Raw genomic sequence first — 23,070 nt, 5'->3', positions numbered from 1 at the left:
AGATAAGCATAAGTTTACAGTCATCTCTTTAAACTCCTTGTCAAACTTTCTTCTTTCTCTTTTCATAGTAAGTAAATTTAGCATTTAAAGCTTAACTTACCGTCCGGTCAAAGGTAGCAGGTTCAGTACTGGATTACTTAGACCTCACTAGTAAAATATATCCTCAATCTCCTACTGATGCTTTGTACTATGTAACTGCCTTAGAGCAAAAATTAGAATCTGAGGAAAATAAAAGCGGAAAGGCTTATCTCCTGAGCAAAAAAGCGGGTTTCTATTGGTTGCAAGGAATATATGATGCATCCTTAAAAGCTTATTTTGAAGCTTTGAAAATTTTCGAAGAGAAAAATGAAAATTTAGAAGTCGTCAAAACGCTAAATAATATTGGAGAGACTTACAAAAAGCAAAAGGACTATAGTCAGTCAGCCAAGTTTATAAAATTAGCCTTAACGAAATTAGATGAGCTTGAAGCCTTTTCACCTGAATTAATATTGGTTAATTTAGGCCAACTTTTTATGCTTCAAGAAAATTATGATAGTGCCAATTATTACCTTAATCAAATTTTGAATAAAGATAGCGTAAGCACACAATCCAAAGGTTTTGCGAATCTTTATAAAGGAATCATAAATAGGAAAACTGGTCAAAATGATTCAGCACAGTCTTTTCTCGAACAAAGCTTGAAATACTGGAATGAAATAAACTATGATAGAGGAATAGTTGAGAGCAAGATTGAAACTGCTCAAATTTTTATAAATCAAAATAAATTCCCATTTGCTAATCAGTATTTGAGAGAAGCCGAAACACTGGCTTTGAAGATTAATTCATTAGACCTTCTACTCAATATATACCAGTCTAAAATTGATTTATTTAAAATCAGAGGCAGTAAAGATTCCTTGGTTTATTATTTTGATAAATACTTAAAAATAAAAGATTCTATTTTCAATTCAGAATCTAGGGCAGAAATCAATAAACTTAGTATTCAATATGACTTGGCACAAAAAGAAAAAGAAAGCTTTAAAATAGCCCTAGAAAAATCAAAGCTAGCAAATGAGGTGGAAAAAAGAACTCAATTTCTTATATTAATTAGTACTATCCTCATTTTTTCCATAGTCTTAATTATTTATTTACGACATAAAGGTAATCAGTTAAAAAGTGCCCACATCAAATTAAAACAGCAAAAAGAAGAGATAGAAGAAAAGCAAAAGAAAATTTCTTCTAAATCCTTAGAGCTAGCAAGGTTGAATAAGGAATTACATAATCTTAATAATAACCTAGAACAAAGGGTAATGGAGAGAACTCAAAAATTAAATGAGCGTAACCGGCAGATAGCGGAATTTACTTATTATAATTCACATAAATTGCGCGCTCCCGTAGCAAATGTTTTGGGGCTTATAAATGTAATGGAAATAACAAAGGATGGAAAAATCGATCCGGTAGTATTGAATCACCTGAAAACAAGCGCAATGGAGTTGGATAAAGTAATTTTCAATTTGAAAAACTTACTTGATATTGATGAGGAAATTGAGAGACTTTAATATCATTTAACAATTGGAAGCACTACTGTAAATGTAGTACCTTGTCTTACCTTTGAAGAAAAGTCAATTTTACCCTTGAGTACACTTAGGGTATCCATTACGATATATAATCCAAGTCCTGATCCTTCAATTCCTTGATGCGCCCTGAAAAACATATCAAATATTTTATCCTGATATTCCTCAGGAATACCAGAGCCATTGTCCTCAACTTCTAACACATAAGAATTATTTTCCGTCTTTGCCGATACTTTTATATATGGGGGTTCATCCTTTTTGAAATCATGGTATTTCAAAGCATTAGTCACCAAATTACTTAAAACAATATTTAACCTTTTAGGATCAGTTTTTATTTTAAAATCCGAATCGTAGGCTCTTATTAACTCCACTTTATCGGCATTTTCATAAAACTTCAGATCCTCTACTATGCTGTCTAATATTGAATCCATACCAATTTCTCTTATTTCTAGAGGCTTTTTGGTATTGGTTGAAAAATCCATTATGCTTTTAATAAACTCTTCAAGTTTATTAATACTTATATTCATCAATTTGAAATATTCTTTAATCTCATCCGGATTATCTGACATTCCAGCAACAGAGATTAAGCCTCTCAGAGATTTTAATGGGGCTACCAAATCATGTGAGGAACGATAAACAAAATTATCCAGCTCATTATTAATAGTTTTAAGCTCTTCATTGGCTTCTTTTAATCTTTCTTTTTGAGACCTTAATTCGGAGGTTCTTTCTTTTACAATTAATTCTAGTTTTTTATTAGTTATGCTCAATCTATGAGTACGGTATCTAATAAATCCAAAAATCAATAATCCAACCAATAAACCAAAAAGAACATAGGTAATATAGCTTTCATACCATTTTGTCGGGACATTAATATTGAACTCAAAGGGAACTATTTCTAAATCTCCATTATAAATATTTCGAGCTTTTAAGTGAAATGTGTATTGCCCTCCTGCGAGGTTTGTATATTCTTTTCTAGTATCTGTAGTCCAATCAGACCAGTTTTCATCAAAGCCTTCCAAATAATAAGAAAATTCTAAGTCTTGTTTGATAAAGCTAGGAACCGAAAAGTATAAACTAAGAGATTTAGATTTTTCACCCGACAATTCAATTTTATCCTTGGATCCTTTGACATAAATAGTGCTATCCCCCATACGAATATATCGCACCATGGCTTTAGGTTTGAAATTTATCTTTTCCTCTTTTTCATACCACTTCAAATAATTTATTCCTGGAGTATTAGTTATCCACAAGTTCCCCCTTCTATCGCTTTTTAAAACATTATAATAATTGGTGTTAAGACCATTATCTTCATTTAGTATATGTTTGATTTTTCCCTCATCATTAAATATAACAATTCCATTTTCCCAACTACTTGCTACAGATAATGAATCTCTAAACCTTTCAACACTCCATAAATACATGCTGTCTTGAAGGAAATACTGATTAGCTTCTGTATCCCATATTTCTGTATCATAAGTTTTGGGATCTAAAGTATAAAAGCCTTCTTCGGAAGTGAAGATCAACCATTGGTCTTGATTTTTTTGAATGATTTCATATGCGGCATCCTCTTCAAATTTGAACTCCTTATTAACAAATTCAATTGTATCTCCAACTACCTTTGCCAAGCCACCTTCTTCTCCAAAAATTGATATTATTACTTCATCATTTATATCAACCATTGAATAAATATCCTTAATGGTTATTTTCTTTATAAGTTCCCCATCATATATATAAATACCTTCATAAACACTGCTGAAATATATGCTACCTTTATTTTCCAAGATAAACCATGCATATGGCATTTCCTCTTCGTCCAGTTTATCATTGAGGGAGTGGTATTTCATTCGGCCTAAGGAATCTCTTTGAAAATAACCAATATCACCAGCTCCTAATGTGTAAATTTTATCACCAATAATCTTTAGATTTTGAATACGGGCAAAGTTTGGTTTTTGGTGTAAATCCCAATTAGTACCATCGAACTCCAGCATTCCATTTTCATTACCGAAATAAAGAACACCATCCTCGTCTTCAACTACACGGTAATTATAAGAACTCGCTCTATATAAGGAACCGTCAAATTCATGAAAAACAATGGAATCAGATTTTGAAGCAATGCTGGAATCAGCAATTTGAAAAGATATGGCCTCAAAGGAAAAAAGTCCTAAAAATAATATATGAAGGATAAAAATTCTCATTTTTTCACTCCTCCAGCCAAATGTAGCTTTAGTTATTGACATATTTAAAAAATCCAACAATCCTTAAATTTAGATAATTTTAATGTAGCTAAAAAATCTCTTAGACAAACCGTCAAATGGCTTCGATGTAATAATAAATAAAAATAGCCCATACTTAAATATAAATATGGGCTATTGGTATAATACAACTTATAGTGTCTAATCCATTTCTATCAGCTCCTGATTGGCATTCATAAAATGATATTCCGTTAAGGCTAATGAACTATCTTGAACAAGTTTAATCCATTTACCATATTTAAAAAACCATTTTACACGTAAGGATATAATCCCTTTTGTGTAATAAGAGTACAAAAAAGGATGAATTGCTAAACTCAAGGATTTTTCGTTTTGCTTAGTAAGCAGATAATCTAAATCCTGCTCTATTTTATCGCTTACCAAAATAGAAGCAGTAATCTTACCAGTTCCATTACAAGTTGGGCAAGTTTCCTTGGTTACAATATTCAATTCGGGCCTAACTCTTTGACGAGTGATTTGCATCAACCCAAATTTTGAAAGAGGAAGTACGGTATGTTTAGAACGATCGGTTTCCATAAAGTCCTTCATCTTTTTGAAAAGGAGCTTTTTGTTATCAGGATTTTTCATGTCGATAAAATCGACTACAATAATCCCACCCATATCTCTCAAGCGCAACTGGCGCGCTACTTCTTTGGCTGCTTCCAAATTAGTATTCAAAGCCGTATCCTCTTGGCTTTCCTCATTATTGGATTTATTTCCACTGTTTACATCTACTACATGTAAAGCTTCAGTATGCTCAATAATGAGATATCCTCCGCCTTTTATATTAACAGATTGTCCAAATAATGATTTTAACTGCCTTTCAATACCAAAATGCTCGAAAATCTTATTTTTACCGGAATAAAGTTTTAGAATTTTTTCTTTACTCGGGTCTATTTTTTGTATATAAGTCTGAATTTCCTTGAAAGTTTCTTCATCATCCACATGGATGTTGTCGAAAGATTCATTCATCATATCCCTTAGAATAGAAGAAGCCCTACCAACCTCACCTATGATTTTATCTTTAGGTTTAGCATCTTTAAGCTTTTTAACTCCATTCTCCCAAGTATCCAATAAGTTTCTTAGGTCTGTATCCAGTTCGGCTACTTCTTTACCTTCGGCAACGGTACGGATGATTACGCCAAAATTCTCTGGTTTAATGGATGATATTAGCCTTGTGAGTCTTTTACGTTCCTCACTAGTCGATATCTTTTTGGATATGCTTATTCCATTGGCAAATGGTACTAATACCAAATACCTTCCTGCTAGTGACAACTCGCATGATAGTCTTGGCCCTTTCGTAGAAATAGGTTCTTTTATAACCTGAACCAACACCTGCTTGTTCTTAGAGAGTACCTGTGAGATTTTTCCTAATTTATCTATCTCAGGCTCTAATTTGAACTTACTTAATTTATATGAGGTGTTATTACGAGTGGTGGCAAATTTAGTATATTTTAAAAGTGAATTCACTTTCGGACCAAGGTCATGATAATGCAAAAATGCATCTTTTTCATAACCTACATCCACGAATGCAGCATTTAATCCCTGCATTACTTTACGGACGTTTCCTAAATAAATATCACCTACACTAAACTGCTCTTCTTTATTGTCATAATGAATCTCTATAAGATTCCTATCATTAAGAAGGGCAATACGACTGCCATTTTGAGTTGAATTAATAATTAATTCATTGCTCAAAGCTCAATAAGTTTAAGTGAAAACTAAAAAATGTCTTGTAAAAAAGACAACTAAGAAGCAATTAATTACTTCTTAGTCTTGTGTCTGTTTTTTCTTAGTCTTTTCTTTCTCTTATGAGTTGAAATCTTATGTCTTTTTCTTTTTTTACCGCAAGGCATAACTTTTAAATTTTTTGTTAAACAATTTTATTATAATTCATTTAAGTAACTCTCAACAGCTGCTAACAACTGCTCATCATTACTTTTATTTTTAATTTCTGTAAATAGCTTTTTGGCCTTTACTTTTTGACCGTTATTCATTAAACTCAATGCTAAATAAAACTCTGCCTGAATGTTGTCAGGGTGGTTTTTTAACAACTTTTCGAATCGTTCAATTGCTTTGTTATACTGACCTGATTGAATAGAAAGAATACCTAAATTAAACAATGCTTCTTCATTATCCGGATCCTCTTCAACAACTTCCAATAACATGGAAATTCCCTTCATAGGATTTTCAGATGAAACATACGTCATGGCTAATTTAATTTTAGCACTGTTATTAGTAGGGTTCTTATCGAGTACTTTCTGTAAATATTCCCTTGTCTTAACGGCTAATCCTTTCGCTTTTTCAACATCAGCTGCAAAACTAAAAGCTTCATAATAGGCGTTTCCTATTATTTCATTATCCTCTTGGGACAATTCAACATATTTAGCCGCGCTATCAAGCCTATTGAGCTCTTTAAATACGCTAGCTAAAGAATCCGCAAATATAACACTATTTTCCTGACTTTCAGCAATCGATAAGCTATTTCTTAGTCGTTCGATATCTTTTTTGATGTCCTCAGGGATATTTCCTCCATGAGATTCTGACATCTTTTCATTTGCTGAAACCGATGATTGGCCGCTTGCAGATGAATTATTTTCAATAGGCTCCGCCTCCCTTTCAATACTTTCATTTTCGTTATCAACCACCACTTTCGGTAAGCTGAAAAATACAGCTACCAAAGCAATGGCTATAACAAATAATATAATTCGGGATTTGAGCATGTCTGAATTTAAACTTCTTCCGTTATTTTGTTTGAAGTTTTGATTTTTTCAACAAAAACTTTAGATGGTTTAAAACTAGGCACATAATGCTCATCAATCACAATAGCTGTATTTTTTGAAATATTACGAGCAATTTTCTTAGCTCTTTTCTTATTTACAAAACTTCCAAAGCCTCTGACATATATGTTTTCACCATCAGCCATTGAATCCTTCACTACAGAGAAAAATGCTTCTACTGTTGCAGTTACATCTGCCTTGTCTATACCTGTTTTTTCAGAAATTTCTGATATAACGTCTGCTTTAGTCACGCTTCTTTATATTTTAAAATTATTAAAAAATTTTTCCCTCTCATTTTGGGTCTGCAAAGGTAACCCTACATTTTTGAATTTAAAAGTAAAATCTTTTAAAGATATGTAAGATTCGTATCAAGAATAGATGTTTAACTTTTTAATTTTCAACAATTTATGCAACATACAAAATATAAAGGTTATATAATTAAATCACCTAAAATAATTACTATTTATTACTGAATATCAGATACTTAATACACACAATTGGTATAATGACTAATAGATTTGACTTAACATCACCTAATATTCTTGGTTTATTTTATTTAAGATTATTCATATTTGCATTTGTATGACTCAAAGCTTCTCAAATCTTATAATAGATTGGTATTTAAGAAATCAAAGAGATCTTCCTTGGAGGGAGACCACTGATCCTTATAAAATATGGCTTTCTGAAATCATCCTGCAACAAACAAGGGTGAATCAAGGTCTGCCATATTATAATAAATTCATCCTTCATTATCCAACAGTTTATGATTTAGCTAAAGCTCCTGAAGATGAGGTAATGAGATTATGGCAGGGACTCGGCTATTATTCCAGAGCACGAAATCTTCACGAATGTGCCAAATCAATAGTGAGTGATTATAATGGCGAATTTCCAAATTCATATAATGAATTACTGAAACTAAAAGGTATAGGAAAATATACTGGGGCGGCAATTGCCTCTTTTGCTTTTGAACAGGCAGTACCTGTAGTGGATGGAAATGTATTTAGAGTGCTTGCTCGTTATTTTAACGTTTCAGATGATATCACTCAACCAAAGACATTCACTAAGTTCTTCGATATTGCAAAAGAGTTAATCCCTAAAGAAAAGCCATCCTCTTTTAACCAAGCACTCATGGAACTGGGTGCAATGGTTTGTAAACCTAATAACCCAAATTGTGAGATTTGTCCGTTAGCACAAGCTTGTTCAGCTAGGATACACACAAAACAATCTGTTTTGCCCGTCAAAAAGAAGAAGGTTAAGGTCAAAAACAGATTTTTATATTATCTAATCTGGCAAAATGGAGAAAAGCTGGCCATGAGGAAAAGAGGCCCAAATGATATATGGCAAGGTTTATTTGATTTTGAGTTGATTGAAACCAAAAATGCACTTTCAACTGAAGAAATATTAGAAATGGTAAATGAGAAGCACGATCAAGCCGAGATAATTGATATTTCAGAGCCCACCAAACATATTCTCACACATCAGCGATTGGAGGCGGTATTCATTCAGTTAAATACTCCAAACACTACTATATTGAAGGAGAACGGCTTACAGTATTACACTAAAAAACAAGTGGAAAGTTTACCAAAACCGAGATTGATCGAGAATTATTTGACAAGCAAAAATATTTAGGTAAATTTATCTTTGAAGTTTACAAGTGTTGGAAATAATTTTCAACATAAAAGCAGTAAACCTCAACTATTAACTGTAATTTTGAACTAAAACTTTTTAAATTATGTCAGGAGTAAACAAAGTAATTCTTGTAGGAAGATTAGGAAAAGACCCAGATGTTAGACATTTAGAAAGCGGTGCGGCCGTTGCGAATTTCCCAATTGCAACCTCGGAAACTTACAAAGACAAAAACGGAAACAAAGTAGAACAAACTGAGTGGCACAACATTGTGCTTTGGAGAGGCTTAGCTGAAGTAGCTGAAAAGTATTTACAAAAAGGAAAATTGGTTTATATTGAAGGAAAACTTCGAACCAGATCTTGGGAAAAAGAAGGTGTTACTCGATATACAACTGAAGTAGTGGGTGATCAGATGACTATGTTGGACTCTAAAGGCAGTGATAACCAAAGTTCTGGTGGATCAAATGATTATCAATCAAATGACCAGCAGGCTCCAGCGCAAAGCCAAACCCCGGATACCAACAGCGAAATGGACGATTTACCATTTTAATTTAAATACATATAAAAATTGGAAGACCCTTCCCCTAGTATATTTTTATTAGCAAGCATAGCCGAAACAGGCAATCACTGGTTTTACATCATCAATGTTATATTGATGATGTTTTTACTTTTTATGTCAGCACTTGTTTCTGGCTCAGAAGTTGCATTCTTCTCATTATCTCACGATGATTTAGCAAAATGCAAAACCAGTAACCTACCAAGTGAGCAAACTATTTTAGATTTGTTAAAGAATCCAAAAAGATTACTGGCCACTATCTTAATTCTCAATAATTTCATAAATGTAGGGATAGTAACGCTTTCCACTTATGTTACTTGGGAAATTGTGGGGACAAAGGAAACTGAAGGTCTATTGGTAGTTACATTAACGGCAATCATTACCTTCTTGATTGTTTTCTATGGTGAAATTGTACCTAAAGTATATGCCAATCAGAATAACTTAAGTTTTGCCACTAGAATGGCTCTTCCACTTAATTTCTCGGCAAAAATTTTTAGCCCTATTTCAATCCCTTTAATGAGCCTGAGCGGAATAATTGAAAAAAGAGTAGAACAAAAAGGCTTTAGCATTTCTATAGATGAATTACACCATGCGCTAGAAATTACTGCCGACAAAGATACAACCGAGGAAGAAAAAGGCATTCTAAAAGGAATAGTGAATTTTGGAACGCTTTCGGTTCGTCAAGTAATGAAATCTCGATTAGACATAACGGCTTTTGATATTGAGGATGATTATCATATGCTAATGGACCAAATCAATAAAAACGGTTTCAGTAGAATACCCGTTTACAGAGATACAATTGATAAAATTGAGGGAGTCCTTTATGTAAAGGATTTATTGCCATATATAGAAAAGGAAGATAATTTTGAATGGCAGACACTTTTACGGCCAGGGTTTTTCGTTCCTGAGTCCAAAAAAATTGATAGCCTTTTAAAAGATTTCCAAGAAAAAAGAGTTCATATGGCCATAGTGGTAGATGAGTATGGAGGTACTTCAGGACTCATTACCTTAGAGGATGTAATTGAAGAAATAGTAGGTGAAATTAATGATGAGTTTGATGGAGATATGGATGTTGCCTATAATAAATTAGATGAATATACTTATATATTTGAAGGCAGAACTTCTTTAAATGATTTCTGTAAAATCATAAATGAAGAACCTAGTACTTTCGAAGAGGTTAAAGGTGAAAGTGAATCTTTGGGAGGATTAATTTTAGAAATCAATAGTAAATTACCTCGTACAGGAGAGAAAATAAAATTCAAGAACTTCACTTTTACGGTTGTGGCCGTTGACCAAAAAAGAATCAAAAGAGTAAGGGTTTTTACTAAGAATTAGTCTTGAACCCAGCTTCAAGAATAAACTAGATTAGCATGCTTATATTCGTATTAAGCACATTTGTCGCAGTATTTGTATCGTTTTTATGCTCCATGGCTGAAGCAGTTCTGCTTAGTGTAGATAAAGTTAAAATCGAAACAGACAAAGAAAAGGGGATGACTTATGCTAAAATAATGCATAATCTCAAATCCAATATTGACAGGCCTATCTCCGCCATTCTTATATTAAATACCATTGCCCATACAGGGGGTGCCACCATAGCAGGAAGTGCATTTGATGCAATTTATGGAGAAAAATATATCTGGATTTTTTCGGTGATTTTTACCATTGTGATTCTTTTTGGTACTGAGATTATTCCAAAAGTAATTGGCGTGAATAAATCAAATGCTATTTCTCGAAAAATGGCATGGCCTCTACAACTTATTATTAAAATCCTTCATCCTTTTATTGTCATTACACAAGCTTTTACCAAATTATTGGTGGGTAAAAGAAAGAAGAGCAACCCTTATAGTCTAGATGACATCCGAACAATTGCCAGAATGGCTAAAATGGAAAAAATAATTGATACCGACCAAGAAAGTATCATTATCAATACTTCCACCCTAAAAAAAAGAGTGGTTAGGGAAATTATGCTGCCGGTGAAGCAAATCATATTCTTTAAGGAAAATATCAGCTTTGATCAATATTTTAAAGTGGCCTTAAAACATAAGCATACTCGCTATCCTATTAGTAAAACTGATTCTATTGAGGACGTTTATGGTTATATTAATTTTAAAGAAATAGCCTTAAATGAAAAGGAAAGCTCCGAAAACCGCTTGACTGAGTTTATTAGACCAGTAATATTTATTAATGAAAAGACCCCTATCATCAACTTATTGAAAAGTATGAATGAAAATCGATTTCATATCTCGATGGTGAAATCAGAGGCTGGGAAAATTATTGGTATGATTACTTTAGAAAATATAGTGGAAACCATAGTGGGGGATATTGAGGATGAGTTTGATTAAAAAAAGGGCTGCAAGTTTGCCCCCTTTATATCGCTTTTAAAACATTCTTGAGCATTTCATTTACTTCTTTAGCGTGTTGAATTATCTCATCATTTTCCACCACTTTCATAGCTGCGGAAGGATCCATAGCTGACACTTCTATATCTCCATTCTCCATTTCCCTTATGGTAACATTGCATGGCAACAAAGTACTAATATGCGGTTCAATTGAAACTACTTTATCCGCATAAGTAGGATTACAAGCTCCTAAAATCACATGAGGTAAATAATTCTTATCTAATTTCTTTTTCATAGTAGCTTTAAAGTCTATTTCTGTTAGAACCCCAAAACCTTCATCTTTAAGCGCTGCTTCAACTTCAGTTCTTACTGAATCAAAGTCTTTACTTTTTAATATCTTTGAATGATAGTAATTCATATTTATGTCTTTTGTTATTTTGTACAACGATGTTAGTTTTATATTGATTGGTTTTATCCTATTAAATATCAGAACCAAAAGGCAATTTGTGACAATTGTTACATTTATGACCTCCCGATTAATAATTGAATTTATATTTTACTCGGAGGCTCAAAATCTAATTATATTTGTTGCTAAACTTTTTCCAACTTAATCGTTTGTTGTAAGTATGGATTTTAAAATCATAAGTGACTATCAGCCAACGGGCGATCAGCCCAAAGCGATAAATGAGCTTCAAAAGGGAGTTGAAGAGGGCGAGCAAGATCAGGTACTGCTGGGAGTAACGGGTTCAGGGAAAACTTTTACCATAGCAAATCTTGTAGAGAGAGTTCAAAAGCCCACATTGGTTTTAAGCCATAATAAAACTTTAGCCGCACAACTCTATGGGGAATTCAAACAGTTTTTCCCGGAAAATGCAGTGGAATATTTCATTTCCTATTACGATTATTATCAGCCTGAAGCATTTATTCCTTCCAGCAATGTTTACATTGAAAAAGATCTTTCCATAAATGAAGAAATAGAAAAACTAAGGTTAAGTGCTACTTCTGCATTACTTTCTGGCAGGAGAGATGTGATTGTGGTTGCTTCCGTCTCTTGCATTTATGGTATTGGAAACCCTGATGAATTCGGCAAAAACATTATTCGCTTACAGCAAGGCGATAAAGTACCAAGAAATCAATTACTTTTTGCTTTTGTAGATATTCTTTACAATAGAACCACAGCAGAATTCAAGAGAGGGACATTTAGAGTTAAGGGTGATACAGTTGATATCTATGTCGCTTATGCCGATTTTGCCTACAGAATCATGTTTTGGGGAGATGAGATAGAATCCATTCAAAGAATTGATCCCGAAACAGGAAAGAAAATTTCTGACGAAAGAATTATCAGTATTTTTCCAGCCAATTTATTCGTGACAGGTAAAGATGTTCTACAACAAGCCATCAAAGAAATTCAGGATGATATGGTAGAACAGGTAAAATTCTTTGAAAGAGATGGACGTTTTTTAGAGGCGAAAAGACTACAAGAAAGAACAGAGTTTGATATAGAAATGATGAGGGAACTGGGCTATTGCTCTGGAGTTGAGAATTATTCTCGATATTTTGACAGACGAAAACCAGGTACAAGACCTTTCTGTTTATTGGACTATTTTCCAGACGACTTTTTAATGGTCATTGACGAAAGCCATGTTACAGTTCCTCAAGTTAGAGCAATGTATGGTGGGGACAGGGCTCGTAAAATTAATTTAGTAGATTACGGTTATAGATTACCCTCTGCAATGGATAATCGACCTTTGAAATTTGATGAGTTTGAAAATTTAATCGGACAAACCATTTATGTAAGTGCCACCCCCGCTGAATATGAATTAAGAAAAACAGAAGGGACTGTAGTAGAACAAGTTATTAGGCCAACAGGCTTACTTGACCCTGAAATTGATGTAAGACCAAGCGGAAATCAGATAGATGACCTTTTGGAAGAAATAGATGAGCGGGTAAAATTAAATGAAAGGGTTTTATGTACTACTTTAACAAAAAGAATGGCAGAGGAACTACACAAATTCCTGGGAAGAGCTGGTATTAAATCAAGATATATCCATTCGGAAGTTGACACGCTGGACAGAGTAGAGATCTTAAGGGATTTGCGTTTAGGTGAATTTGATGTTTTAGTTGGTGTAAATTTATTGCGAGAAGGCTTAGACTTACCGGAAGTTTCTTTGGTAGCTATTTTAGATGCCGATAAAGAAGGTTTCTTAAGAAATCAGCGTTCATTGGTTCAAACCATTGGTCGTGCGGCAAGAAATGAAAAAGGAAAAGTCATCATGTATGCAGATAAAATAACGGAATCCATGCAACAGGCAATGGATGAAACCAACAGAAGACGTGCCATCCAAAAAGCCTATAATGATGATCATGGTATTACTCCTAAAACAGTTTTCAAATCGAGAGAAAGTATTTTAGGTCAAACTGTAGCCGTTGACTCGAAAAAAACATCACAACAAAAATACTATGCCGGCATAGAAGAAACCTCTGTGGCTGCTGATCCTGTGGTTCAATACATGGATAAACCCGCTTTAGATAAAATGATTGCTGCCACCAAAAAGAAAATGGAAAAAGCCGCTAAGGATTTGGACTTTATAGAAGCTGCTCGATTACGTGATGAATGGCAGGAACTTCAAAAATTACGTGATAAAAAATAACCTCCTGATAATACTAAAAGACTATCTTTACTAAAATTTATATATTATGAAAATAAGGATAATAAGTACTTTTATTTTAAGCATTTTTACAATTACTCAAGTTTTGGCTTGGGGGCAAACTGGCCATAGAGCAGTTGGAGAAGTAGCTTCTTTTTATCTAAAAAGAAAAGTGGAGAAAAGAATCAGTGAAATTTTAAATAGAGAATCAATAGCTGTGGCTAGTGTATGGATGGACAATATAAAATCCGATGATAGTTGGGATTATGCTAAACCTTGGCATTACGTTACTATTCCGGATGGGATGACTTATGAGGAAAGCGAGAAAAACCCTGATGGAGACATCATCATGATGATCGAAAAAATTACTAAAGAGCTGAAAGCTGGGACGCTTGATGCAAAAAGCGAGCAAGAAAAATTGAAAATGCTAATACATTTGGTAGGCGATATTCATCAACCTTGTCATGTTGGAAATGGTGAAGATATTGGCGGAAATGCTATTAAAGTAAAGTGGTTTGGGAAAAATTCTAATCTTCACAGGGTCTGGGACAGCGAAATGATAGATTCGAAAGCATTTAGCTATACAGAATTAGCGGATGTTGTAAACATCACATCCAAAGAAGAAATAAAAATGCTTCAGAACAGCACAATAGATGATTGGTACAAGGAAGCAATGGCTTTAAGAGGTCAAGTATATAATTTACCTGAGGATATGTATTTAGGATATGAATACAGCTATAAGAATTGGGCCACGGTTCAAAATCAAATTAAAAAAGCAGGTATTCGATTAGCGGGCTTGCTAAATGAAATTTATGGATAAGAAAAGAAAGCAGTGATTCAAAATATTGTTTCACTGCTCTTTTATCAAAATTGAATCTCCTTCTACCTCAATATTTATAAAACCTTCCTTTTCTAAAAAAAAGCCTTTTTCTCCTTTGGCTAAATTTTTGGTTTTTATGATATCATCATTTAGTATATCGATTTTATAATTCTTGGGAAACCATTTCCTAAATTTAGAATTCGGTATTAAGGAATATTTCCCATTTTCTGTGAAAAATATTATTGGAATGGAAAATTTCACTTCCTTTATATCCTGAAATAAGCTCTTCATTAAACCATCATCACAAAATATATAAATGCCAGTATAATTTTTACTGACTATCCAATCCTTAAGGTTCAATGCAAAATTTAAGGGATTATAAACTAAATTATTATTACCCTTTATATGATTACCCTTCTCATTTGCTAGATACCCATCAACTTTGGTTTGCTTTAATTCAAATACTTCCTTTAAATCTGGATCAATTAGTAAAACTGGAGACCAACCCAACAATTCGGAAAGCTCATTCCAATTATTAAACAGTTTAAATACTAAAACCGGAGGCTCTTGTTCATCCCTTATGATGTGGTGAGAAGACATATTTAGATTATATTAATAATAATTCATTTAAAATCAATGATAAGATAAATTCATTTTGTAAAATTACAGTGGAAATACATTAAATTGCACAAACAATTTTTAAAAGTGAAGTTTAAAACTGTTATCATATTAGTCTTTTTAATCATTATTTTACCTCTTTCTATGAAAGGGCAAAATCAGACAATGATAGACAGCCTAAAAAGCGCACTTCCAAATGCTGGCCCCTCCAAAACAATAGATATTTACAACCAATTAGCTTGGGAATTCAGAAAATCATATCCTGACAGCACTATAATTTTTAGTCAAAATGCTATTGAAATTGCTTCAAACAGTGCTGAATTAAATGAAAAAGTTGTGAAATCATTGAATTTCAAAGGTGTTGGCCATTTTTATGAAGGAGAAAATATAAAAGCATTCGAACTTTACCAGCAAGCTAAAGATTCCGCATTAATTTATGGGGATTCACTACAGTATGGATATTCCCTTAATAATATAGGCCGCCTCTATTTTAATCAAGGAAATTATGTAGCGGCATACGATAATTTTTTTCGAGCTCTAGAAATTTTTGAAGCTGTTAAAGACAGCATTTCTATGAGTTATGGATATAAAAGCCTTGCGGAGCTGTACCAATCGCAAAACAACTTAGAAAAGGCTTTAGAAATGTCCTTAAAAACAGCTGAAATCCGGCAAACTTTTGATGATCCATCCGGGATAATTTCTATTTACCTTGAAATAGCTGAGATTTACGGACAGATGGAAAATTATAATAATAGCCTAAAATACTTTACACAAGCTTATGAGGTTGCCTCCAAAATAAATGATGAGGCAAACTTGGCCATTATTAAATTGTCTATTGCCAAAATGAATACAAAAAGAGGACAATTAGCAATTGCCCTAAACAATGCCAATGAGGCACTTGATTTTGCCTCAAATGCCAAAAATGTAAACCTTGTCATTCAAGTGTATTCACTGTTAGGTAAAATTTATTTCTACAGAAATGATTATAATGAAGCTTTAAATTACTTTAATAAAGTAAATCAGCTTGCTACAAATAATGACATCACCTTCGAACAGGAGGCTTATTATTACATTTCCGTGATTTTAGAAAAACAGGGCAAAATAGAACAAGCCTTTGATTATTTTAAAAATTACACAGATTTGAAAGAAAAAACCGAAAATGTTAACACTGCCCGTGAAATTGAAAGATTAGAAGGCAGACTAGCATTGGAAGCCAAAGAAACCGAAAATGAACTTTTGAAAAAAAATGAAGAAACATATAAACAGGTTATTCAAAAACAAAAAGCTTTCAATATTGCCCTTACTGCTACTATAGTACTTGCCATCATTATTTTAGTGATAATATGGATTACTGCCAACAGAAGAAGAAAACTCAATAAAATTCTTCAAATAAAAAACTTGAAAATAGAAGATCAACAAAAAAAGATAACTCTACAGAACAAAGAAATAAAGGCGCAAAATGACGAACTCATTATTAGAAATAAGGAATTGGATGATTTAAACAATGAAAAAGACTCTCTTTTGAGCTTGGTTGCACACGATATGAAGGCTCCATTTCATAGAATAAAAGGCTTAACTGAACTACTAAGGTTGTCCGGCCTTAATGAAGAGCAAAGTCAATATGTTGGAATGATAAGGAATAATGCAAAACACGGAGCCTATTTAATTAATGATTTGTTGGATGTTAACGCCATCTCAACTGACAAAGAAGAGCTTAATTCCGAAAGTTTTGAATTAAAAAAATTATTGGATGATACAATCTCAAATTTTGTAATTGAGCTCACCAACAAACAAATAGAGCATAAAATAGAATGTGAGCCAGGATTAAAAGTTAGGACTGACAAAAACTATATCAACAGAATACTCGAAAACTTAATCTCTAATGCCATTAAATTTTCGGATTTAAAGTCTGAAATTATTATTAGGGCTGGGATTAGCAAAAATAACTTTTGGATCAGTGTAAAAGATTTTGGACCAGGATTCACAGAAGAGGATAAAAACAATCTCTTCAAGAAATTTAAAAAACTATCTGCCAAACCAACCGGAGGAGAAAGTTCAAATGGATTAGGCTTGGCAATAGTAAAAACTTTAGTGGATCGCTTAAATGGTAAAATTAATCTGGAAACCGAATTAGGAAAATACAGTGAATTCACTATTTATCTCCCTATCTCCAAAGATGATTAATCTAAAACCCCATTTTTCCTGATTTCCACCCATTGGTTTCTACCTCGCTAGCTGATTTCAACACCTTATCTCGCATCTCGTTTTTATACTCTTCTAATTTTTTGAAAGCGTCATCGTCAAAATTCGATATTATCTGAGCAGCCAAAATTCCGGCATTTTTAGCGCCATCCAATGCAACAGTTGCCACAGGTACCCCACCCGGCATTTGTAAAATGGACAATACTGAATCCCATCCATCAATTGAATTACTTGATTTTACAGGAACACCAATTACAGGCAAGGTAGTATAGGCCGCCACCATTCCCGGCAAATGAGCCGCACCCCCTGCACCAGCTATAATTGCATGAAAACCATTTTCCCTAGCCGATTTTGCAAAATCCATCATTCTTTCGGGTGTCCTATGTGCCGACACAATGGTTAATTCGTAGCTAACATTCAATTCATCCAAAACTTTAGCCGCCTCGCTCATTACCCTAAGATCTGACTGGCTACCCATTATAATGGCTATTTTTCCCCTTTTACTCATGCCTTTACTTTTAATGTAGATTTAACTTTTTCAATCTTGGTTTTTAAGGAAGTCAAACTTGGGTCAGTAATGGTAACATGACCCATTTTCCTAAATGGTTTTGTTAGTTTCTTACCATACAAATGAACTGATGCACCTGCTATTTTCATGACCTCTTCCATCCCTTCATATTTTGCATCTCCAGTGAATCCATCCTCACCCAAAACGTTGACCATAGCTGAGCTAATTTTAGTTGTTGTATCCCCTAAAGGAAGATTTAAAATCGCCCTTAAATGCTGGTCATATTGGGATACGAAATTTCCTTCAATACTCTGATGTCCACTGTTATGTGGCCTTGGTGCTATTTCATTGACTAAAATCTCATTGTCTTTAGTTAAGAACATTTCAACTGCCAAAATCCCTACCATTCCCAATTTCTGAATGATATCTATCGCTACTTTCTTAGCCTTTTCTGCTTCAGATTTATCAATTACAGCAGGGGAAAGAAGATACTCCACAAGATTATGTTCGGGATGAAAGACCATCTCAACTACTGGGAATGAATTCACTTCCCCCTCTTCATTTCTACTAACGATTACAGCTAGCTCTTTTTTAAATGGAACGAAATCTTCTAGTAATGATGGGGCATCAAAACCTTTTTCAATATCATCTTGAGATTTGATCACCTGCACACCTCTTCCATCATATCCGCCTTTTCCAATTTTATGGACTGCAGGAAATTTATTGATATATTTTTTTAATTCTTCCTTACTTTCAGTTAACACAAATGATGAGGTAGGGATGTTATTGTCAAGATAAAATTGTTTTTGAACTCTTTTATCTTGAATCATTTCAATGATTTCAGGTTGTGGAAAAACCTTAACCCCCTCAGATTGAAGTTTTTTCATGGCTTCAATATTGACCTTTTCAATTTCAATTGTCAATATATCACAGTCTTTTCCAAATTCATAAACTGCATTATAATCTTCCAAATCACCAACTTGAAAATCAGCAATCAAATTTGAGCAGGGCGCATGCGGATCGGGATCCATCATCCTTAAATCAATATTGATATTGATGGCGCTTTGTAAAAGCATTCTGCCCAATTGGCCTCCACCTAATACGCCAACTTTTAAATCTGTGTTAAAACTCATATTGTAATTTTGAATAAATTATGAGGCAAATATAATATTTATAAATATCTATCAATCAATACCAGCCATCAACAATGGTTAAAAAATTGATTTATTCAAATAATTTGAAAAAATGGGCATAAAAAAAGCCTTCCGGCTTAAGGAAAGGCTAAAATTATATGAGACCTAATAAAAAATTTCACAAATATTTAATATTTAGTATTGATTATCAGGTAAACACAAGCTTATCTTGAGTAATTGCCTGATAGGCTCTATTTAAAATTCTATAAGATGGCTTACTTGCCTTTGACATCTTTAATTTTATCTCCGTTAATCTCTACTTTTAAGATGAATAAATCAAAGTCTTCATCTATAGGTAAAAATTTATAAACTAACTTTTCCCCTGTTTTACGAGCAATATCAATCAAACCTAGTCCAGCGCCCCCTTTATTGGAAAGCTTGCCGTGCTTGATTTGTTGCATGTACATTTTCTTCAACTCATCTGCACTGGCTGCATTTACTTCATCTATTGCATTTCTTAAGTCTTCTACCTTATCTCTTGCTACCTTATTACTGGTGATTACATAATAAATATCTTCTTTATTACCAATAACGAACAAACCGTTTCCAATTTGGGCATCTGTAATTTCGTCAGAGTGCTTATTCATGTTTTGAAGGGTCTCTACCATTACGTGGTAAACCCTCTTCTTAACGTATCTATCTTCCTTTTTACGCTCCATGTCTGATTCTGCCATAGAGGTAAACATCTTCGTTATTTCATGATTGAATTCTCCCAAATAGACTAATGAAATTCCATTTCCCTGCATTTCAGAAAATAGACTTAGTACTGATTTGATGAAATTTACATTTAAATCCATCTTGTTTTCATTTATGTTATCTATCATCAATAATTAGATTTTATTCGTATTTTTAAAATATATTTCTAACTTTTTCCAAATTAGTAGATTTTTTTTGAAAAATCAGTCAATTCCTAAATCAATTGTGTCAATTGTATTCTTACTGTTCTTTTTTGCCCTCGATTTACCTTTATTTACGTTTCCAAAAGTATGATTTATCCCAAATCTAAAATCAGCTGCACGGCCTTTCATTGGTTTTGCAATAGACAATAAATCGTTGGTTGCCAATACAAGCTGGAATGGTACTAAATTCAATGTTATCCCAGTTCCAAAGTTGTTCACTCTACCATTCATCATGGTAGCTGAAAAAGCAAAATTAAAGAAAGTTCCTGCTTGAAAATTATACATCCCGGTAAAAGCAGGAATCAATGCCCCTCTATATAATTCAGAATATAATATTGCTGAAGCAGTTTGTCTCCTGCTCAATTGATAGGATGCCCCGGCATAAATCCTGGCTGTCAAAGAAGTGGTAAATGACTCATCAGTTGTTTCAGCTATTTCCAAATTATTAATAGTGCTATCAAAATCATTAATAACCGATATATCCTCTCCATTAATCAATTCAACTACATCTACTCCGCTAAAACTGTATTGAAATGATGGAACTGATAACTGGTTGGCATATTGGCTATTCCATTTGATAAATCCCAAGTCGTTCATACTTGCAAAAAACCTTATCTTCTTGCTAAATTCATAGGTTGCTCCCAGATCTAAACCAAATCCTCCATTTGAAAGTAAGGAGCTTCTAATATCTTCACTATTAAAGTCATCATCAAATACTGATCCTGCGATACCAGCAGTTCTTATATCAAATTGGTTTACGTTCATTTCAATTGAATCTCCCCTAAATTCCTCATTACCATAAGTCCTTAATCTTGCATCAAAATTTTTGATATCAGCATACCCATGGCCTATCAAGTATTTAACTCTTATTCCTGCGGTCATCTGTCCACCTAAAATTTCTCGTCCATGAGACACTCCTATTTCTGTATAACCCATTAATTTGGTCGAAAACCTATTTAAATCTAGAAGTCCATCCTCTAATTCATTACTGGCATTACCCAAAATAGCAAATTGGAAAAATTCCCTCGGCAAACTAACTCTTGCAGTGGTCCGGGTATTAATACTTACGGCCGTATAACTTGTTAAGCCACGTATCCCTAAGTGGAATAGATTGATAGTATTATTAGAACTTATCCTGTTGTTTCTCTTAATACTGTTCAAAAGATTACTGGAATTTATATTTCCATCCGCATCTTTAGCTTCCAACATTTCAAGATTTGTGAAATTTTGCGCTGTATTAATATGAAAACCGGACAATCCAGGAAGTCCTAAAGAAAACTTATAATCAGGTAATATTGCCGGGTTCAAATTATTGGTTTGTGGTAAGGTCTTACCCAATCCATAAGAAATCATATCAGATTGAGCCAAAACTTTACTGCTATTCCAAATAAATAGTATCAATAATGCGCTATATATAATCTTTTTCATCATTCCCTTCATTATAAGTTGACATTATATTTAGCTTGAACTGCCAAATTGAATTGAACTGAGGCATCAGAGGTTATTCTGACAACACTGTTTCCATTGTTTGTAGTTGAAACAGTGGCTCTTATCCCAACCCGTCTCACTTCTTTTAGGTCCTCTAATTCATTAGAATTGGTATCAGGATTATCCTCTAATCTTATAATATCATTTATGGTTGCAGGCTGGTCTTCAGTTCCACCAGCCAAAAACTTCCCATCAAATAAATTCATTACAAAAGCACTATCTTCATCCAATAAATCTGCTGTAAAGTTCAGGTCAATTGGTAAAGAATTTTCAGAAGTAAATTTGAATAAAGCATATTGCAATTCTTGAGTATCTATACCTTCCAAAGTTACTGTCTCATTAATTTCGAGGCCACTTAGACTAAATTCAAGCGGTAAGTTAATTTCATACCCCACTAAAATATTAGAGTTTCTGGTCACAAAATTATCCGGAGTATCATCTGGGTCAATTGCACCATCGACCTGTAATGTAACTGAGTCCGGCATATTATTGATAAGGTTTTTAAAGACATTATCGAAGTTGGCTTCTGTTGTTGAAGATGACCCTTCTTCTGCAGATTCTAGTTCTATTGCATTATTTATCGACTCTTCATTAGCCTCACCATTATTATAGGAAGTAAAATTATTAACATCAAAACGAACAGGAAGTCCCATTGAATTGGTGAAAATCATCCTAAACTGAGGGTTTTCGAAATAATATTCAATGTCATTTAGAAATTCATTATCATTTAAAAAATTGGTTTGAACTGTATTTGTTTCAGTACTAATGTTTTGTGGACTTAAATCCCCATAAAGTCCCCCAAATTCCATATCCTGAAAGCCTATATCCAAATCTAAACTGTTAGCCCCAAAAACTAAATCCTGGTTTACTCTAGTAAGAGATAATTGAAAAGAAAACTTTATTTGACCTAGGCTAGGATCTTCGTTAAATATAAATCTAATATTGCTAAACTGATCAGTTGATTGATCTGATGATATTGGATTCACACCATCAAAACTGAAAATTTGATCATAATTTAAAATAGAATTACTTTCAGGATCTTCCATTGAAAACGATAAATCTACATCGGCAGGAAAATCCTCCTGAACCTGTGTTACTACAAATCCTTCATCAATAAAAATTTCTTCTAAACCAGCTGGATTGGGGTAATTAATATTTATTTCCCTTAAAACCGTTACTTGTCCATTGGAATTAAATAAATCAATTTCTTCTTGAGTTAAAATGATGGGAGGTACATTTAAAGAAGTATTGCTTAAGGAATAATAATCTGAAGCAGATTGACTGAACAAACTATCATCCGAAATGGAAATCACTATGGTATTATTGGCATCAGTAGTGAAGTCAATATTATCGGAATTTGCTTCTAATATTTCCGTAAGTGTGAACTTAGAATCGATTAAAGGTATCCCCAGTTCAGGGCTCCATTTAATATTCTCAAAATCTAAATCCTTTAATTCAGAGTAACACCCACCAATAAAAATTGATAGAATTACTGCTAAATAGAAAATTGGTTTTCTTAATATCCAATCCATATTCTTTAATTTTAATTCAAATCTACCTAAAATTGAATGATTACTATAAATTATAGAAATAAAAA

19 protein-coding genes are annotated in these 23,070 nt (G+C 33.3%); 8 read left to right on the top strand and 11 right to left on the bottom strand.

Annotation, left to right across the window (positions count from 1 at the left end):
* Window positions 1-182: 182 nt before the first annotated feature.
* Complete coding sequence (locus ACFE0M_RS16755) at window positions 183-1,532, top strand: hypothetical protein (protein WP_434546941.1); 1,350 nt, start codon at window positions 183-185, stop codon at window positions 1,530-1,532.
* A gap of 2 nt (window positions 1,533-1,534) precedes the next feature.
* Here the strand turns inward: ACFE0M_RS16755 and ACFE0M_RS16750 are convergent, their stop codons facing one another.
* From ACFE0M_RS16750 to ACFE0M_RS16735, 4 genes are all read right to left on the bottom strand, one after another.
* Window positions 1,535-3,784 carry an ATP-binding protein gene (locus ACFE0M_RS16750; protein ID WP_434546940.1) on the bottom strand — a complete coding sequence of 750 codons (2,250 nt, stop codon included), beginning with the start codon at window positions 3,782-3,784 and terminating at the stop codon, window positions 1,535-1,537.
* Window positions 3,785-3,940: 156 nt separating this feature from the next.
* Window positions 3,941-5,494 carry an Rne/Rng family ribonuclease gene (locus ACFE0M_RS16745; RefSeq protein WP_434546939.1) on the bottom strand — a complete coding sequence of 518 codons (1,554 nt, stop codon included), beginning with the start codon at window positions 5,492-5,494 and terminating at the stop codon, window positions 3,941-3,943.
* A 188-nt stretch (window positions 5,495-5,682) separates the two neighbouring features.
* Window positions 5,683-6,519: a tetratricopeptide repeat protein gene (locus ACFE0M_RS16740; RefSeq protein WP_434546938.1), complete on the bottom strand. Its 837-nt coding sequence runs from the start codon at window positions 6,517-6,519 to the stop codon at window positions 5,683-5,685.
* Between the two features lie 8 nt (window positions 6,520-6,527).
* Window positions 6,528-6,827, bottom strand: coding sequence for an HU family DNA-binding protein (locus ACFE0M_RS16735; RefSeq protein ID WP_085518098.1), 300 nt, complete (start codon window positions 6,825-6,827; stop codon window positions 6,528-6,530).
* Window positions 6,828-7,158: 331 nt separating this feature from the next.
* Between ACFE0M_RS16735 and mutY the strand changes: the two genes are divergently transcribed.
* The 4 genes from mutY (at window position 7,159) to ACFE0M_RS16715 (ending at window position 11,100) form a co-directional block, all read left to right on the top strand.
* Window positions 7,159-8,205 (top strand): A/G-specific adenine glycosylase, encoded by a 1,047-nt coding sequence (gene mutY, locus ACFE0M_RS16730; protein ID WP_434546937.1) that lies wholly within the window; start codon window positions 7,159-7,161, stop codon window positions 8,203-8,205.
* 103 nt (window positions 8,206-8,308) lie between these two features.
* Window positions 8,309-8,752 (top strand): single-stranded DNA-binding protein, encoded by a 444-nt coding sequence (locus ACFE0M_RS16725; protein ID WP_434546936.1) that lies wholly within the window; start codon window positions 8,309-8,311, stop codon window positions 8,750-8,752.
* 18 nt (window positions 8,753-8,770) lie between these two features.
* Window positions 8,771-10,093: a gliding motility-associated protein GldE gene (gene gldE / locus ACFE0M_RS16720; protein WP_434546935.1), complete on the top strand. Its 1,323-nt coding sequence runs from the start codon at window positions 8,771-8,773 to the stop codon at window positions 10,091-10,093.
* 35 nt (window positions 10,094-10,128) lie between these two features.
* Window positions 10,129-11,100 carry a CNNM domain-containing protein gene (locus ACFE0M_RS16715; protein WP_434546934.1) on the top strand — a complete coding sequence of 324 codons (972 nt, stop codon included), beginning with the start codon at window positions 10,129-10,131 and terminating at the stop codon, window positions 11,098-11,100.
* Window positions 11,101-11,125: 25 nt separating this feature from the next.
* Here ACFE0M_RS16715 and ACFE0M_RS16710 read toward each other — a convergent pair whose 3' ends face one another.
* The gene (locus ACFE0M_RS16710) at window positions 11,126-11,515 is read right to left on the bottom strand and encodes a DUF302 domain-containing protein (protein WP_434546933.1); all 390 of its coding nucleotides are present in this window, start codon (window positions 11,513-11,515) and stop codon (window positions 11,126-11,128) included.
* A 208-nt stretch (window positions 11,516-11,723) separates the two neighbouring features.
* Here ACFE0M_RS16710 and uvrB point away from each other — a divergent pair, with 208 nt between their 5' ends.
* Window positions 11,724-13,748: an excinuclease ABC subunit UvrB gene (gene uvrB / locus ACFE0M_RS16705; RefSeq protein ID WP_434546932.1), complete on the top strand. Its 2,025-nt coding sequence runs from the start codon at window positions 11,724-11,726 to the stop codon at window positions 13,746-13,748.
* A gap of 46 nt (window positions 13,749-13,794) precedes the next feature.
* Entirely contained in the window at window positions 13,795-14,565 is a 771-nt protein-coding gene (locus ACFE0M_RS16700) for a S1/P1 nuclease (RefSeq protein WP_434546931.1), read from the top strand.
* 30 nt (window positions 14,566-14,595) lie between these two features.
* On the opposite strand, the gene ACFE0M_RS16695 is transcribed toward ACFE0M_RS16700, so the two are convergent.
* Window positions 14,596-15,165, bottom strand: coding sequence for a hypothetical protein (locus tag ACFE0M_RS16695; protein ID WP_434546930.1), 570 nt, complete (start codon window positions 15,163-15,165; stop codon window positions 14,596-14,598).
* Between the two features lie 183 nt (window positions 15,166-15,348).
* On the opposite strand from ACFE0M_RS16695, the gene ACFE0M_RS16690 reads away from it, so the two are divergent.
* Window positions 15,349-17,367: a tetratricopeptide repeat-containing sensor histidine kinase gene (locus ACFE0M_RS16690; protein WP_434546929.1), complete on the top strand. Its 2,019-nt coding sequence runs from the start codon at window positions 15,349-15,351 to the stop codon at window positions 17,365-17,367.
* A 1-nt stretch (window position 17,368) separates the two neighbouring features.
* Here ACFE0M_RS16690 and purE read toward each other — a convergent pair whose 3' ends face one another.
* The 5 genes from purE to ACFE0M_RS16665 all read right to left on the bottom strand — a co-directional run bounded on the left by purE (window position 17,369) and on the right by ACFE0M_RS16665 (window position 23,005).
* Window positions 17,369-17,893: a 5-(carboxyamino)imidazole ribonucleotide mutase gene (purE, locus tag ACFE0M_RS16685; protein WP_434546928.1), complete on the bottom strand. Its 525-nt coding sequence runs from the start codon at window positions 17,891-17,893 to the stop codon at window positions 17,369-17,371.
* The gene (locus ACFE0M_RS16680) at window positions 17,890-19,026 is read right to left on the bottom strand and encodes a 5-(carboxyamino)imidazole ribonucleotide synthase (RefSeq protein ID WP_434546927.1); all 1,137 of its coding nucleotides are present in this window, start codon (window positions 19,024-19,026) and stop codon (window positions 17,890-17,892) included. The genes purE and ACFE0M_RS16680 overlap by 4 nt, the downstream gene beginning before the upstream one ends.
* A gap of 275 nt (window positions 19,027-19,301) precedes the next feature.
* A complete protein-coding gene (locus ACFE0M_RS16675; protein ID WP_434546926.1) occupies window positions 19,302-19,910 on the bottom strand; it encodes a SiaB family protein kinase in 609 nt (202 codons plus the stop codon).
* A gap of 75 nt (window positions 19,911-19,985) precedes the next feature.
* Window positions 19,986-21,413 carry a DUF5723 family protein gene (locus tag ACFE0M_RS16670; RefSeq protein ID WP_434546925.1) on the bottom strand — a complete coding sequence of 476 codons (1,428 nt, stop codon included), beginning with the start codon at window positions 21,411-21,413 and terminating at the stop codon, window positions 19,986-19,988.
* An 11-nt stretch (window positions 21,414-21,424) separates the two neighbouring features.
* On the bottom strand, window positions 21,425-23,005 hold the full coding sequence (locus ACFE0M_RS16665; protein WP_434546924.1) for a hypothetical protein: 1,581 nt from the start codon (window positions 23,003-23,005) through the stop codon (window positions 21,425-21,427).
* Window positions 23,006-23,070: the final 65 nt, after the last annotated feature.

Source organism: Marivirga sp., from assembly GCF_051117495.1.
In the GTDB taxonomy this organism is placed as follows: Bacteria; Bacteroidota; Bacteroidia; order Cytophagales; family Cyclobacteriaceae; genus Marivirga.
This window is presented reverse-complemented; position numbering and strand designations above follow the sequence as displayed.

Excerpts from the sequence above, each read along its gene's own strand:
- ACFE0M_RS16680 (WP_434546927.1), bottom strand. The coding sequence starts at position 19,026 with ATGAGTTTTAACACAGATTTAAAAGTTGGCGTATTAGGTGGAGGCCAA.
- ACFE0M_RS16725 (WP_434546936.1), top strand. The coding sequence starts at position 8,309 with ATGTCAGGAGTAAACAAAGTAATTCTTGTAGGAAGATTAGGAAAAGAC.
- ACFE0M_RS16750 (WP_434546940.1), bottom strand. The coding sequence starts at position 3,784 with ATGTCAATAACTAAAGCTACATTTGGCTGGAGGAGTGAAAAAATGAGA.
- purE (WP_434546928.1), bottom strand. The coding sequence starts at position 17,893 with ATGAGTAAAAGGGGAAAAATAGCCATTATAATGGGTAGCCAGTCAGAT.
- ACFE0M_RS16715 (WP_434546934.1), top strand. The coding sequence starts at position 10,129 with ATGCTTATATTCGTATTAAGCACATTTGTCGCAGTATTTGTATCGTTT.
- ACFE0M_RS16675 (WP_434546926.1), bottom strand. The coding sequence starts at position 19,910 with ATGATAGATAACATAAATGAAAACAAGATGGATTTAAATGTAAATTTC.
- ACFE0M_RS16665 (WP_434546924.1), bottom strand. The coding sequence starts at position 23,005 with ATGGATTGGATATTAAGAAAACCAATTTTCTATTTAGCAGTAATTCTA.
- ACFE0M_RS16740 (WP_434546938.1), bottom strand. The coding sequence starts at position 6,519 with ATGCTCAAATCCCGAATTATATTATTTGTTATAGCCATTGCTTTGGTA.
- ACFE0M_RS16695 (WP_434546930.1), bottom strand. The coding sequence starts at position 15,165 with ATGTCTTCTCACCACATCATAAGGGATGAACAAGAGCCTCCGGTTTTA.
- ACFE0M_RS16710 (WP_434546933.1), bottom strand. The coding sequence starts at position 11,515 with ATGAATTACTATCATTCAAAGATATTAAAAAGTAAAGACTTTGATTCA.
- ACFE0M_RS16690 (WP_434546929.1), top strand. The coding sequence starts at position 15,349 with ATGATAGACAGCCTAAAAAGCGCACTTCCAAATGCTGGCCCCTCCAAA.
- mutY (WP_434546937.1), top strand. The coding sequence starts at position 7,159 with ATGACTCAAAGCTTCTCAAATCTTATAATAGATTGGTATTTAAGAAAT.
- uvrB (WP_434546932.1), top strand. The coding sequence starts at position 11,724 with ATGGATTTTAAAATCATAAGTGACTATCAGCCAACGGGCGATCAGCCC.
- ACFE0M_RS16670 (WP_434546925.1), bottom strand. The coding sequence starts at position 21,413 with ATGAAAAAGATTATATATAGCGCATTATTGATACTATTTATTTGGAAT.
- ACFE0M_RS16700 (WP_434546931.1), top strand. The coding sequence starts at position 13,795 with ATGAAAATAAGGATAATAAGTACTTTTATTTTAAGCATTTTTACAATT.